12 protein-coding genes and 1 other RNA gene are annotated in these 14681 nt (G+C 36.2%); 5 read left to right on the forward strand and 8 right to left on the reverse strand.

Translation table 11 applies throughout. The features are described from left to right. Positions 1–103: 103 nt before the first annotated feature. The 5 genes from ppdK to ACJ2A9_RS02705 form a co-directional block, all read right to left on the reverse strand. Entirely contained in the window at positions 104–2761 is a 2658-nt protein-coding gene (gene ppdK, locus ACJ2A9_RS02685) for a pyruvate, phosphate dikinase (protein WP_441420054.1), read from the reverse strand. Then, positions 2754–3578: a pyruvate, water dikinase regulatory protein gene (locus tag ACJ2A9_RS02690; RefSeq protein WP_441420055.1), complete on the reverse strand. Its 825-nt coding sequence runs from the start codon at positions 3576–3578 to the stop codon at positions 2754–2756. The genes ppdK and ACJ2A9_RS02690 overlap by 8 nt, the downstream gene beginning before the upstream one ends. Positions 3579–4053: 475 nt before the next feature. After that, the gene (tatC, locus tag ACJ2A9_RS02695; RefSeq protein ID WP_441420056.1) at positions 4054–4776 is read right to left on the reverse strand and encodes a twin-arginine translocase subunit TatC; all 723 of its coding nucleotides are present in this window, start codon (positions 4774–4776) and stop codon (positions 4054–4056) included. Positions 4777–4851: 75 nt separating this feature from the next. Further along, entirely contained in the window at positions 4852–5055 is a 204-nt protein-coding gene (locus ACJ2A9_RS02700; RefSeq protein ID WP_441420057.1) for a twin-arginine translocase TatA/TatE family subunit, read from the reverse strand. A gap of 16 nt (positions 5056–5071) precedes the next feature. Next, entirely contained in the window at positions 5072–6715 is a 1644-nt protein-coding gene (locus ACJ2A9_RS02705; protein ID WP_441420058.1) for a PhoX family protein, read from the reverse strand. A gap of 359 nt (positions 6716–7074) precedes the next feature. Between ACJ2A9_RS02705 and ACJ2A9_RS02710 the strand changes: the two genes are divergently transcribed. The 5 genes from ACJ2A9_RS02710 to shc all read left to right on the forward strand — a co-directional run bounded on the left by ACJ2A9_RS02710 (position 7075) and on the right by shc (position 11513). Next, positions 7075–7257, forward strand: coding sequence for a hypothetical protein (locus tag ACJ2A9_RS02710; protein ID WP_441420059.1), 183 nt, complete (start codon positions 7075–7077; stop codon positions 7255–7257). 214 nt (positions 7258–7471) lie between these two features. Then, positions 7472–7736, forward strand: an RNA gene (gene ffs, locus ACJ2A9_RS02715) — signal recognition particle sRNA large type. Between the two features lie 308 nt (positions 7737–8044). Then, positions 8045–9193 carry a DUF2515 family protein gene (locus ACJ2A9_RS02720; RefSeq protein WP_441420060.1) on the forward strand — a complete coding sequence of 383 codons (1149 nt, stop codon included), beginning with the start codon at positions 8045–8047 and terminating at the stop codon, positions 9191–9193. Continuing rightward, a complete protein-coding gene (locus ACJ2A9_RS02725; protein ID WP_441420061.1) occupies positions 9126–9584 on the forward strand; it encodes a CBO0543 family protein in 459 nt (152 codons plus the stop codon). The genes ACJ2A9_RS02720 and ACJ2A9_RS02725 overlap by 68 nt, the downstream gene beginning before the upstream one ends. A 30-nt stretch (positions 9585–9614) precedes the next feature. After that, positions 9615–11513: a squalene--hopene cyclase gene (shc, locus tag ACJ2A9_RS02730; protein ID WP_441420062.1), complete on the forward strand. Its 1899-nt coding sequence runs from the start codon at positions 9615–9617 to the stop codon at positions 11511–11513. 278 nt (positions 11514–11791) lie between these two features. On the opposite strand, the gene ACJ2A9_RS02735 is transcribed toward shc, so the two are convergent. Genes ACJ2A9_RS02735 through ACJ2A9_RS02745 form a run of 3 tightly spaced genes read right to left on the reverse strand, consistent with a single transcriptional unit; the run spans position 11792 to position 14652 of the window. Then, positions 11792–12787, reverse strand: a complete 996-nt coding sequence (locus ACJ2A9_RS02735) for a D-cysteine desulfhydrase (RefSeq protein WP_441420063.1) — start codon at positions 12785–12787, stop codon at positions 11792–11794. Positions 12788–12838: 51 nt separating this feature from the next. Beyond that, complete coding sequence (locus tag ACJ2A9_RS02740) at positions 12839–14122, reverse strand: TRAP transporter large permease (RefSeq protein ID WP_441420064.1); 1284 nt, start codon at positions 14120–14122, stop codon at positions 12839–12841. Positions 14123–14151: 29 nt separating this feature from the next. Next, complete coding sequence (locus ACJ2A9_RS02745; protein WP_441420065.1) at positions 14152–14652, reverse strand: TRAP transporter small permease; 501 nt, start codon at positions 14650–14652, stop codon at positions 14152–14154. Positions 14653–14681 lie beyond the last annotated feature (29 nt).

Below are 14681 nucleotides of genomic sequence, written 5' to 3' on the forward strand. Positions count from 1 at the left end.
ACTTTTTCTTACAATTTGCCTCTGATTTTTTTAAAACTGTAAAAAACAAAAAGAAGCTGCCACTTCAAAGGCAACTTCTTTTCTATATCTAATAAATTTAATGTTAATTTACAAGCTGTTTTTGTTCACTTTTAATTGTTGCTTGAGCAGCTGCAAGTCGTGCTAATGGTACACGATATGGTGAACAACTCACATAATCCAGTCCAACATCATGGCAGAATTGGATAGAGCTTTTCTCTCCTCCATGTTCCCCGCAAATACCTGTTTTTAAGTTAGGTTTTGTTGCACGGCCAAGTTGAACACCTGCTTTGACAAGTTTTCCTACCCCTTGTTGATCAAGAGAAGCAAATGGGTTTTCAGGTAAAACTTTGTGCTCAATATATGATTGAAGGAATTTTCCTTCTGCATCATCACGGCTATAGCCAAATGTTGTTTGTGTTAAATCATTCGTTCCAAATGAGAAAAAGTCTGCTTCCTCGGCAATTTGGTCTGCTGTTAAAGCTGCTCGAGGAACTTCGATCATTGTACCGATGAGATAATCAAATTCCACCCCAGTTTCTTCTTTTACTCGTTCTCCTGCATTAATCACTAATTGACGCATTTGTTTTAACTCGTTGACATGACCTACTAATGGGATCATAATTTCCGGCTTTACAGTCATTCCTTTTTCTTTTACTTTGGCAATCGCATAGAAAATTGCTTTTGCTTGCATCACATAAATTTCCGGATACGACATTCCAAGACGGCAACCACGGTGGCCAAGCATAGGATTAAATTCATGTAATTGACGTACTTTTCTAAGTAACTGTTCCTTTTCCTGTAGTTCATCTGAATCAGGATCTGTTATTTGCAGTTTTGTCACTTCGACCAAAAGCTCATCCTTATCAGGCAAAAACTCATGAAGAGGTGGATCAAGTAAACGGATCGTTACAGGGTGCCCCTGCATTGCTTCAAAGATTCCTTCAAAGTCTTCTTGTTGCATTGGCAATAGCTTACTTAGCGCTATTTCACGATCTTCATATGTTTCAGCAAGAATCATTTCTTGAACAATCGGAATACGAGTTGCATCCATAAACATATGTTCCGTACGGCAAAGTCCGATACCGCCTGCTCCAAATTCAACCGCTTTCTTCGCATCTGTTGGGTTGTCAGCATTTGCTCTAACACCTAGTTTTCTTACTTCATCTGCCCAAGCAAGTAAAATTTGAAACTCCTCCGAAAGTTCAGGCTCAATCATTGGGATCTCACCTATGAAAATTTCCCCAGTTGAACCATCAATCGTAATGATATCGCCTTCGTTCACGACTGTATCTCCAACTCTAAATTGCTTTCCTGCTAAATCAATCTTTAACGATTCACATCCGCAAATACAAGCCTTCCCCATTCCTCTGGCAACAACTGCTGCGTGACTTGTCATTCCCCCACGACTCGTTACTGTTGCTTCGGCAGCAACAATTCCATGAATATCATCAGGTGTTGTTTCTGGGCGCACAAGAATCACCTTTTGTTCTTCCTTAGCAAACTTTTCTGCATCATCGGCATCAAAGACAACTTTCCCGATGGCAGCGCCTGGTGATGCCGGCAAACCTTTCGCTAACGGTGTACGTGTATATGAATCATCAATTCTTCGGTGTAACAATTGATTTAGTTGATCTGGGTCAACACGAAGAAGTGCCTCCTCCTTTGTAATAATGTTTTCATTTACTAATTCTACTGCAATTGTAATTGCTGCTTGAGCCGTTCTTTTACCTGTTCGTGTTTGCAGAATAAACAGCTTTCCGCTTTCAACAGTAAACTCTATATCCTGCATATCCTGATAGTGCTTTTCTAATAGATTGCACGTCCGCGAAAATTGTTCATATACTTCCGGCATTTCATTTTGGAGGGTAACAATTGGTTGTGGTGTGCGAATGCCAGCAACAACATCCTCCCCTTGAGCATTAATCAAATATTCTCCATAAAGCTTATTTTCACCAGTCGATGGGTTTCGTGTAAAAGCAACACCAGTACCAGAGTCGTTACCCATATTTCCAAAGACCATGCTTTGAATGTTTACTGCAGTTCCAAGATGACCTGGAATTTTATGAAGTTTACGGTATACAATCGCACGTTGGTTATTCCAAGAATCAAACACAGCACGAATCGATAGGAATAATTGCTCTTTAGGATCTTCTGGGAAAGTTCGATCAGCATGCTTTTTGACTATTTCTTTATATCCTTTAATAACCTCTTTCCAATCCCCTGCATTCATTTCCGGATCTGAGCTGTATCCTTTTTCTTCCCTAACTTCTTCTAAATACTGTTCGAAATAAAAACTATCAACCTTCAAAACTACATCACTAAACATTTGAATAAATCTTCGGTAAGAGTCATAGGCAAACCGTTCATTATTTGTCAGCTTTGCCATACCTACTACCGTTTCATCATTCATCCCAAGGTTTAATACCGTATCCATCATTCCAGGCATTGAATGGACAGCACCTGAACGAACAGATACAAGCAGTGGATTCGCAGGGTTTCCTAGAGTTTTCCCTGTTTTTTCCTCCAGCTTAGTTAGAGATTCTAATACTTGTTGTTCGATCTCTGTCGGCAGCGTTTTACCCGCATCGTAATAAGCATTACATGCATTTGTAGAGATCGTAAATCCAAATGGAACCGGTAACCCGATGCGAGTCATCTCTGCCAGGTTCGCTCCCTTACCTCCTAAAAGCTCTTTTTGACTTCCATTCCCCTCATCAAACATATAGACAAATTTATTCATGGACACCTGTTCCTTTCTTTTTTAACATCGCTAATATCAAATCTGCTGTTTCTTCAACAGCTTTATTCGAAACATTAATAATTGGACAGCCTAACTTTTTCATAATCTTTTCAGCATAATCTAATTCCATAAGAATACGTTCTAAATCAGCATAATTTGCCAGCATATTTAAGCCTAAACTTTTCAAACGCTCTTTACGGATTTCATTCAGTTTGTCTGGTGTAATCACTAAACCAACGCACTTATTTCTCTCAAGTTTAAAAAGTGCATCAGGTGGTGTAACTTCTGGTACTAGCGGTACATTTGCCACCTTATATCCTTTATGGGCCAAGTACATTGAAAGTGGAGTCTTCGATGTTCGGGATACTCCAATTAAAACAATATCAGCCCGATTTAACCCCCGCATATCTTGACCGTCATCATATTTTACAGCGAACTCAATTGCTTCCACTTTTCGAAAGTAATTATCATCTAACTTTCTCATTAACCTTGGTTCTCGTTTTGGTTCTTTATTAAGTTTTTGACTTAATGCTTCCATGAGAGGATTCATTAAATCAATGGCAATAATTCCTTCATCTTTCGTTTTCTGGTCAAGATATTCCTTTAAATGTGGAATAACGATTGTGTAGGCAATAATTGCATTACTATACTTCGCTGCTGCAATCGTATTATTGAGAGCTTTAATGTCTTGAACACTGGATATTCGGTTAATTTCAATTCCTGCTCCATTAAACTGAGAGGCAACTGCTTTTACCATTAATTCTGCAGTCTCTCCAATTGAGTCAGAAACAACGTAGACAATTTGCTTCTTATTCACATTCCGCTCTCCTTATTCATTTTTTGTTTTGATGTTTGTTGTTCAATACCTTTGATAATTTACTAGAATAGTACTCCTAATATGTCACTTAATATCTAATAAATAACCATTTTTTCTATTTAATAATGATTCAAATGAAATGGTACACCTCAAATGTGTTATACAAATAAGGTTACAATTATTATATATGTTATACTTTATTTTAAAAAGTATATTATCATTAAATGTTATTCGTTACAATACTTTTTCTTTTTTTCATAATCTTTTTAAAAAAGCTGTGTTATCGTTTGATGTTGATTTTTGGCTCGTTTTATTCACCTTTCAGTACCTGAAAGGCGTGTGAATTACAAAATTCACACGAACGAGCAAAAAATCAACATCAAACGATAACTGAGCCTAAAAAATAGGTAACATAGTAAATAAAAAACACCAGGTAATTCTCATGTGTTCATGAGTAGTACCTGGTACATATGTGTTATATAACTGTTTGGTTTACCTTAGATCGCTTATACACAAATTTAGATAATAACACACTGCATTCGTAAAGAAGAATCAACGGAATAATAACTAATACATCAGATAAAAAATCAGGTGGTGTAATTAAAATAGAAATAACAATGAGGATAAAATAGGCATATTTTCTTGATTTCTGCAGTGTATACGGATTGAGAATACCTAAGCTCGTTAAAAACATAATAATCACGGGTATTTCAAAGAGAAAGCCAAACGGAACGGTCATTTGCATCATAAATTGAAAATATTTCTCTGTTGTATAAAACAACTCAAATAGATCACCAGCTAAAGAAACGAGAAAACTCATAATAATTGGAAACAGTACAAAATAGCCAAAGCTAATACCCAAAATAAACAGCAAAAATAATGCTGGTATGTATGCAAGTGTAACTCTCCGTTCTCTATTATTTAATGCTGGCCTCACAAATAACCAAATTTGAAATGCTGCAAATGGAATGGTAACAGCAATCGCAAAAACACTTGAGATTTTCAAGTAAACCCATAAAATATCACTTGGACCTAAAATAGCAAGCTTCGTTGGTAAATCTTGTACCAAATATGCATAAATTGTCTCTACAAAAATAAAAGCAACAATTAACGTTAGAAAAAAGACAACAGCAGTAACAATAATCCTCGTCCTTAATTCTGTAAGATGCTCAACTAAATTAAACTCTTTTTCTTCCAATCTCAACAATCCTTCCAAATCAGTCTTGAAAAAAGAAGATGCAGGGTAAACAAACACCTACATCCTCTATGATCCTTACATCGCATCTTCTTTCTTTTCTTTTTTCTCTATTTGTTTACTAGAATTTTCATCACTCATAATCTCATTTGTGGAACGTTTAAATTCACGCAACGTTTGACCAAAGGCCCTTCCGATTTCAGGAAGTTTTGAAGGTCCAAAGATGATCAGTGCAATAACTAAAACTAAGATCAGACCTGGTATTCCAATATTTTGCAGCATCTTAGTATCCCCCCTCTTAAAAGCCTTTAATAACAACTACCGATGGCCTTGGCATTGTATCTCCTTGACGATGAGGCCACATACTTGTAGGGTTATGAATGTCTTTTGTACTTTCACCAGGATGCTGAACTGCCAGAAACATATTTTTTTGATTTGGTGTCCACCAAGGTCCTGTTAATTCAGCTTCTACCGGTCCTGAAGCAAATTGAAATGCTTTGCCTTTTTCTGTCCCAGTTGTCGGAATCACAAACATTCCATTGTTCTTGAATGAGGCATGTGCACCTTTATTCAAACTGCTGCTCGAAATATCCGTAACAGTCCAAAGGTTGCCATGGCGATCAAAATCTAAGTTGTCTGGTGCACTAAATCCACTTTGCGTACCACCTGCCGCAAAAATTTCAAACTCAAAAGTAAGCGATCCAAGATCAGCATTTGTTTCAAAAAATCTTGTAATATGACCATGAATATTTCCTTTTGAAGCATTGTTTGTATGAGCAATGAAAATGGAATTATCAATTGGACTAATTTCCACATCTTCAGGGCGATCTGTAGGCGTAGCCCCAAGGAATAATGCTGCTTCATTAGCATTGACTAATACATCCGCTTGAGTTTTAAATTTATTTAATTTCTCTTGGTCACCTTTTTCAATGGCTAGTTCTCGTACAGATTCAATCGTTAATGGTAACCACTTCCCATTCATCATATCGGCAGCAAAAAGCGTGCCATCCTCTAGTAATTTGGAATTCTCCTTGCCTAATGCTTTGTTGTATTTTCCTTTACTAATATACTTGTATACACATGCACCTGCTTTATCATCACCTGAATACACCACAATACGATGGTCTTTTGATAATCCCATTGCACAGTTTTCATGATGAAAACGTCCAAGTGCTGTATGTTTACGCGGTTTGAAATTCTTATCATCTTTATCAAACGGATCGACTTCTACTACCCAGCCGTAATGTGTTGTGTCAAGACCAGCTCTGTTCGCTGTCGTTTCCCAGTTTTCTTCACAAGAAAGAACAGTTCCCCAAAGCGTAGCTCCACCTGAGCAATTGGCAAACGTTCCTTGCACTTTAGTTGCCCCATTCACTGCGGAAGTACCTGCTGCCGGACCAGTAAGTTCGAATGCAGCTAATCCTGAAATGCGACGTGCGTATTTAGAGTCTGTGTCCATTTTCCATGTTTTTGTTTTTGGATCTTCATACACTTCAATAATTGATAAGCCTTGATTGTAAAGGAGTTTATGTACTTGTTCCGGAGTATACTTTCCACCAATCATGGGCCCTTCAACGTATAACGGATTCGTGTACTCATGATTTACTAACAGTAAGCCTCGTGAACTTCCCTGAATTGGCAGATACATTGTAAAGTCACAGTTAAATCCGAACGTATCTCCTTGTTGGTTGATTACATCCCCGTAAGCAGCAACAACATCATATGAATATCCTTGTGGAAGAAGAAGCTCGTCCTTACTGGATGGAGCAATCGGTTTAAAGTTAATGAACGACTTTCTATTTTCATATCCGAATAAACTGTCGCGAGCATTGTCGGCCGCCGCTACTTTTGGGGCAAGTGCTCCAATTCCTGTAGAAGCAATTGTCATTGCTGTCATTCCTGTACCAACAAACGTTAAAAACTTTCTACGATTAACATCCATTTCGTTCACCTCAAATTATTTTTTTAATTCTTACAATGTAATAATACATATCTTTTGTTAATCTAATTTTGTAAATAGTTTAACAATCTATTAAAATATGTAAATTTCATGTAAAAATAGGATGTCAAATCACAATGAAAATAAGATATTGCATGGGTACGATCCTAAGCTCCGCCTTTTTCTACCCTTATATTTATTTGTTAGATCATAAAATGTCATTTGAAAAATTCCCCATCGTATACACTTCTTGGTTTCATTGTGTTTATCTACTTACAGATTTCACATCCAGTCTATGTTATAGTTAACTAGAGTTCTATACATAAAGTGTTCAACACGACGACTAAGAAGGGACTGATCTCATGTACCAAATTAATAATTATCTATTTTCTATTGAAGGTAGAGTAATCACAGTAAAAGAAAATGAAAAAGAAATCGATACAATCGCTTATGAATATAGCAACACGAACTATGATGAATTTGTTGCTTTTTGTGAAGATTACATTGAAAGCAGCAGATTTAAAAAAGTGCTGCTAGAAGTATAACGAAATACAACAAAGTACCTTATTGTAGACTTTATCTTAGTCATACAGTAAGGTACTTTTTTTATACTCGTTTTTCTAGGAAAGATCGTAATTAGACAAGTTGTCATAGAAAATACTGCTCTTTAATTCCAATTTATTTCCTCATATTCCAAACAACTCACATTTACGTGTCCTAATATCCATAGTAAAATGTAATTATTCAGTTGAAACAAGATCGCAATAGACGGGGAGGTAGCGGTGCCTTGTAACCTGCAATCCGCTGTAGCAGGGTCGAATTCCTATAGAAGGTGTAGTCATGTGTGGACTGTGCTTTTGATTTGATGTTGAGGAAAAAGTCTTTTGCAAGGAAAAGCCTGCGAACGGGTCAGATCCGGAAGGAAGCAGCCATAAGGAGGATCCTTTTCTTGTGTGAGAGGTACCTTTTTCTGAGTCAATGAGAAAGAAACGCATGGATGATTCTATCGAATATAGGTTTGCGGTTTACATAACAGAGGTTGTTCCTAAATAAAGGAACAGCCTCTTTTTTTTAAAAAGCCATAAAATAAGCCTAAGCATTCTTTATCTACTGAATTATTCTGTATTATGGCTTACTTATTCGGAGCCAAAATTGTCGTCATTTATGCCTTGTAATCTTAATAAAATAGTCATATATGAATACGTAATCGGACTATCTTTACTATCGTCGCTTTAACTGCTCCTCAATTTATAACACATAAAGGTATCCCCTCTTATTCGTTTATCCTCCTAAACTAACAATGAGAAAATAGAATAAAACAGAGGTGAAAAGATGGGCCTTCAATGTATAAAAAAGAATCTAAGCTTTACGAAGACCAAATTAACACCAGTTTTAAAAGGTATCAAAAAAGACCTAAATAAAAAACATTTCATTGCCATTCCGAAAATAAAATTAAATTCAGAAGAACAAAAATTAATAACTCGTATAAAAAAAGAAACGGCAAAGAGAAATATAAATAATATTACACGGACTCAATCTTATTTAGAGTATTATAAGGAATTCCCTGAAATTCACTGGGCTTTTTTAGGTCATATGGTTTCTAGAAACGGTGGGTGGAATATGACTGATTTAAAGGGGGATTTATTATCGAAATTGCTTTCAGTTGATGAACAGAACAATTTTTTTACTTTTTTAGAACGTGGGAATTGGTTAATTTTTCAAGATGTATATCCTCAATTGTTGTTGTATCAAGAAAGTATAGTTAGAAATACTAACTTGTTTTATCTGCTACCTTGTTTTGGTGTTTCTACGTTTATGGAAGTCATTTGGAATCACTTTTTACAAAATAGGGATGAATATCTGTTAGCAATAGCACTCGTCATTAATGAACAAAGTTATTTAGAAAAAAGAGTCATTCAAAATACACATTACCAAGATACAGTATTAGAGACGACAGAATTTAAGCTACAAGACCTATTAAGTTTAAACCAAATTCTTTTCCCCTATGCAGATAATGGTGAGATAAAAGTAATCGGTCAAACCATTCATCAGTTTGCCTCTCTTCATGATCGAATTTTGTTAGGAAAAAGACTATATCAACTGCTGTTTGATCACGAAAATTATCCGAAGTTTTTCAAATGGGCGCTTCAAAAATCACACACCGGGTCCCGCAAAGATTATTGGCCACAATTATTCAATAATATAAATGAGTCAATACCTGGGGAACTATTTAAAAGGAGAACAAAAAATTGCCAGTTAAAACCCGGCGTAAATCGAATATATAGTCCACGATTAGAATATGCTTGGAAAAATAAAGAACATGCACACGCAGAACCAGGAGATTGGTACTCCGACTGGAAAATTATTTATTATTTGAAACAAAATAATTCAAACGTGAATGGAGATATTTTGGATGAATACTGTGAAACACTCGAGAGGATTGAGCTCGCGATCCTTGCAAAAGAAACCTTTACATCATAAAGGTTCTAATAATGGTAAAGCTTATCTATGTACACTACTATTAGCATCATTGATTGGCACCTACTTAGATCTATGGATGGTTGGAAAAGGCTATTATTCGTTTCCGTTTCGTCCCTTTCCAACTATATTTTCTATTAATATAGTATTTACACTTTTGGTATTACCAATATCAACTTTTTTCCTTATTTATTTCTTTAAAAGAATTAATAGATTGTTACGCTTAGTAATAAGTATTCTCTTGAGTGTAGTTATGGCTATTTTAGAACATTTCTTTGAACAATTAGGATTTTTTGTTCATTCTAATGATTGGAGTCATTTCTATTCGTTATTTGGTTACTTTGTCTTTATCATTTTAATGTGGAAATTTTATAAGTGGTTAAACTCCAACTAAAAATATATTAATAACTGTGTGGTGAACAGTATGAAAGAACATATAGACAAAGAAATCAATCGAATAATACAGGTATTAAAAAATGATCAATACTCCGATGGGTCTTGGCGGTACCCGTTTGAAACTGGTATCTCAACAGATGCATATATGATCATTTTGTTACGAACGTTAGAAATAAATGATGAACAGTTGATTCAAGCTTTAGTGAATCGTATTCTTAGTAAGCAGGAGAACAATGGTTCTTGGAAACTATTTTATGATGAAGAGGACGGAAACTTATCAGCAACCGTTGAATCATATTATGCACTTCTTTATTCCGGATATTGTAAAAAAGAGGATAAGGAACTACAGGCGGCTAAACATGTGATTTTATCATTGGGTGGGATTGAAAAAAGCCATATTTTTACCAAAATTATGCTTGCAATAACAGGTCAGTATAAGTGGCCACCTTTTTTTCCGATTCCAGTGGAAATTATGCTATTACCATTATCATTTCCGGTTAACTTTTTCGATTTTTCAGTGTATGGAAGAGCGAATATAGTCCCTATTTTGATTCTCGCTGACAAAAAATTCTCTTGCAGAACAAAAAGAAGTCCCGACCTTTCAGATTTATATATTTCAAGAAACCAAGGAGAGCAGGATGATTTCTTTAACATGAACCGATCAAAGGAATGGCGATCTTTTCTTTCTATTATTCAACAAGGAATACAAAATATTGTTGGGTTCCCTGCACGTATTCACGCTGCCGCTATACAACAAGCGAAAAAATACATGTTAGATCGTATTGAACCAGATGGAACGTTTTATAGTTACTTTAGTTCCACCTTTCTTATGATTTTTTCGTTGTTAGCACTGGATCATCCAAAAAACGATCCAATTATAATAAGAGCTGTTAATGGATTAAAAGCAATGGCTTGTCAAATTAACGGTTATACTCATATGCAATATACAACAGCAACGGTTTGGAACACGTCATTAATTAGCTACGCATTGCAAGGTGCTGGAGTTTCACCGACGCATTCTGTGATCCAAAAGGCAAATCAGTATTTACTTTCCCGTCAACATAATAAATATGGTGACTGGTTGATTCATAATCCGTATAGCTTACCAGGTGGCTGGGGGTTTTCTGACATTAATACAATTAACCCTGATGTTGATGATACAACAGCTTCTCTTAGAGCTATTGCATATTTAGTTAATAAAAATAAGGTTTATCAGCAGGCTTGGGACAGAGGAATTAACTGGTTATTTTCCATGCAAAATAATGACGGCGGCTGGGCAGCATTCGAAAAAAATGTAGATAAAACATTGTTGAATCTTCTGCCAATCGAGGGAGCTGAATTTTTACTTACAGACCCCTCTACTGCAGACCTAACAGGAAGAACTTTAGAGTTTTTCGGTAACTTTACAAACATGTCCAAAAACCACCCTTCTATAAAAAAAGGGGGAAATTGGTTAATGAAGCATCAAGAAAAAAACGGTTCTTGGTATGGACGCTGGGGAATTTGTTATATATATGGAACATGGGCAGCAATTACTGGGATGATTTCAGTAGGTACTTCTCCTAATCACTCTTCGATTCAAAAAGCTAAAAATTGGTTAGAAACCATTCAAAATTCAGATGGTGGTTGGGGCGAATCATGTAAAAGTGACATAAACAAGACATATACCCCATTAGGAGTCAGTACATTAACACATACCGCTTGGGCATTAGATACGTTAATAGCAATATCCGATAAACCAACACCTGAAATATATTCAGGTATGGAATTTTTAATTAACTCTTCCCAAAAAGAAGACTGGACCACATCGTATCCAAAAGGCCAAGGAATGGCAGGAGGCTTCTACATTCATTATCATAGTTACCGTTATATATTTCCTTTACTCGTTTTAGGTCATTTCAAAAAGAAATTTCTAGAAGAGTATTAAAATTAAACACCTACTTAATTGAATCTCCAACGGATAATACAGCTTTATCTGCGTAATTTGTAGGCCTAGAATTAGTCAGGAAGATCCCTTCTTCACCTAACTATCACTCAAATGATAGAGTGAAAGGGTCAAGCGGTTTTGGCTTGATGCTTTCACGACATCATCTATACTTTAAAAGGTGAAGAAGAGATCTTATAAGAAAAGCCAGGTCTGTGTTCATTATTTGGGTGTCTACTTTCTTGACATAGGTCCAGACTGTCCTTTAGCACAGTGATTCGTTATAATATTATAGATTCATAAGCATAGAGAGCTGGTGAGCCACCTGTATGAATAAACAGAATGTTATCTGTTTTCTTAAAATATCCTTTCCTTACTAAATCTATGAGTCCGGCCATCGCCTTACCGGTATAGATTGGATCAAGTAAAATCCCTTCTTTCTTAGCTAATAATTGAACTGCCTCTATCATTTCAGGGGTAGCAAGAGAATATCCCGGCCCTACATAATCATCAAAACATTTGACATTCTCATGTGGGATAGTCATTTTTATCCTTAGATGATCAGCAGTTCGCTCGGCCAGACTGTATACTAACCTTTCTTGCTCTTCAACTTTTCTACTCACATTAATACCTATGACAGGAATTTGACTATTTAATCCATGTAGGCCTGCAACTAAACCAGCATGAGTTCCAGAACTTCCACTAGCACAAACAATGTAATCAAACGAAAGGTTCTTTTCATTAGTTTGATGAATAATTTCCAACGCACAAGAGGCATAGCCTGTAGCCCCTATTTCATTCGACCCGCCACCAGGAATAATATAAGGTTTTCCCCCAAACAGAGATACTTCTGCAGCAGCTTTCTCCATTTCCTCCATCATATTCGATCCACCAGAAACAACAGTAATGTTCTCTGCACCAAGTAATCGAAAAAGAAAATTATTTCCACTACCATCTTCTTGATACGTATTCGCTACACGTTCTTCTAACACTAACCTACAGGACAAACCTTCTTTGATCGCGGCAGATAATGTTAATCTACAATGATTCGATTGAATGGCACCACAAGTAATTAACGTATCCGCGCCTTTTTCCAATGCATCAGCAACTAGAAACTCTAGTTTTCTCGTTTTATTGCCACCACCAGTTAATCCTAACTGATCATCTCTTTTCATAAAAATGCTAGGACCATCTAATAATTTAGAAAGGTGATCTAGTTTTTCTATGGCAGTCGGTCCTTCAGTATATTTTCGCCGCGGAAAATGTGATAGATTCATAAAATCCTCCTTTAAATAAACATGAATACAAGATTAATTAAACACTCCTCACTATTTTAAACCTGGCAACCAAAGACTAATTTGCGGTAAATAAGTGATCATCAACAACGTAACAATACACGCTAGTAGAAATGGTATAATCGCAACACTTAATCTCTCAATACTAATGTTACTAATTCCACAACCGACATATAAATTTACGCCTACTGGAGGTGTGAGGAAGCCTAACGACAAATTAACGATCATAAGAATACCAAAATGAACAGGGTCAACACCATATGCTTGAACTACTGGCAAGAGAAGAGGACCGAGAATTAAAATATTAGCCAATGCATCCATAAATGTACCCATAATTAATAGAAATACATTGATAATTAAGAGCATTAAAATCGTACTCTCGGTAATACCAGTTAACATCGTTACAATTTGATTTGGTACGTTATAAAACGTTAATGTTTGTGCTAATACCGTAGCAGTAGCAACCACTAAAAAAATCGAGGCGGATGTGACAGTTGTTTGCCTTAGTGAATCAAATAGCTGACTCCAACCTAAATCACGATGGACGAAAGCTTCGATAATTAAAGAGTAGACAACAGCAATTACAGCTGCTTCTGTTGGTGTTGTAATCCCCCCATATATACCGCCTAGCACGATAATCGGAACTAATAGCGAGTATTTCGCATTGTTTAGCGCGACTAAAAATTCTTTAAACGTACTACGCTTTCCAGTTCCTCGATATCCTCTTTTACGTGAGATAAGATAGCTGACGATCATTAACGCAACTCCAACTAATAAGCCTGGGATTATCCCTGCAATAAAGAGATCACCTACAGATGTCCCTGTTGCAGCACCGTAAATAATTAATGGAATACTAGGAGGGATCATAACACCAAGACACCCAGCAGCGGTATTAACCGCTGTCGCAAATGGTTTACTATACCCTTCCTTTTCCATTGATGGAATCATCACCCCACCAACTGCTGCAACTGTCGCCGGAGATGAGCCACTTAACGCTCCATAAAACATACTGGTTAAAACAGAAATTTGTGCCATCCCCCCCGTAACGTGTCCAACTAAACTCCTTGATAAGTCTAAAAGCCTTCTTGCCATGCTGCCTCTCATCATTATTGAACCTGCCAAGATAAAGAAAGGGACTGCCATTAACGGAAAAAGATCAAGTGAAGAAAACATTCTTTGCACAAGAAATTGTGGTGTTAATTTATCATCAAAAAGGATCGCAAATAATACGCTTAACCCTATGGCTATACCAATAGGTACACTAAGCAGAAGAAAAACAGCTAACAAGACAAATAAAATAATAATTATGGGGTCCAAAACTACTCCTCCCTCTTATCGATCATTTTTCATAGATAGTTTTCTCCTTTATTCTCAGGCTGTTTACTTTTAATGACTTGATAACATTGAATTATTGTTCGTATTCCCATTAGCCCCATGCCTACTGGTACCGCGGCATACACAATATACATCGGCAGCTTTAAAGCAGGACTTGTTTGTCCTGTTCCCATAATAAAACTGCTTAGTTGAATGCCATAGTAAACACAATAGATACAGAATAACAATGTCAAAAGTGATGCAATGACTGTAATTACTTTTTGTATTATGAATGGAAAAAAGGTTTTCAAAAACGAAATTTCTAAATGACGGCCTTCTTTGACCGCATAGCTAACTCCTAAATAAATTGACCAAATAAACAAGTACCTTGCTAATTCCTCCGACCATGTTAATGAATTAGATAGTACATAGCGATTAAATACTTGCAACGTAATAAGGATTACCGTTGCAGATAATAAGATTGATGATACGATCTCTTCAAAACGGTCTAATTTTAGTAAAAGAGCTTTCAAATCATCACCCCTTTATTAGATCTATGAAA

It is taken from the genome of Anaerobacillus sp. MEB173 (assembly GCF_052119505.1).
In the GTDB taxonomy this organism is placed as follows: Bacteria; Bacillota; Bacilli; order Bacillales; family JBJMAU01; genus JBJMAU01.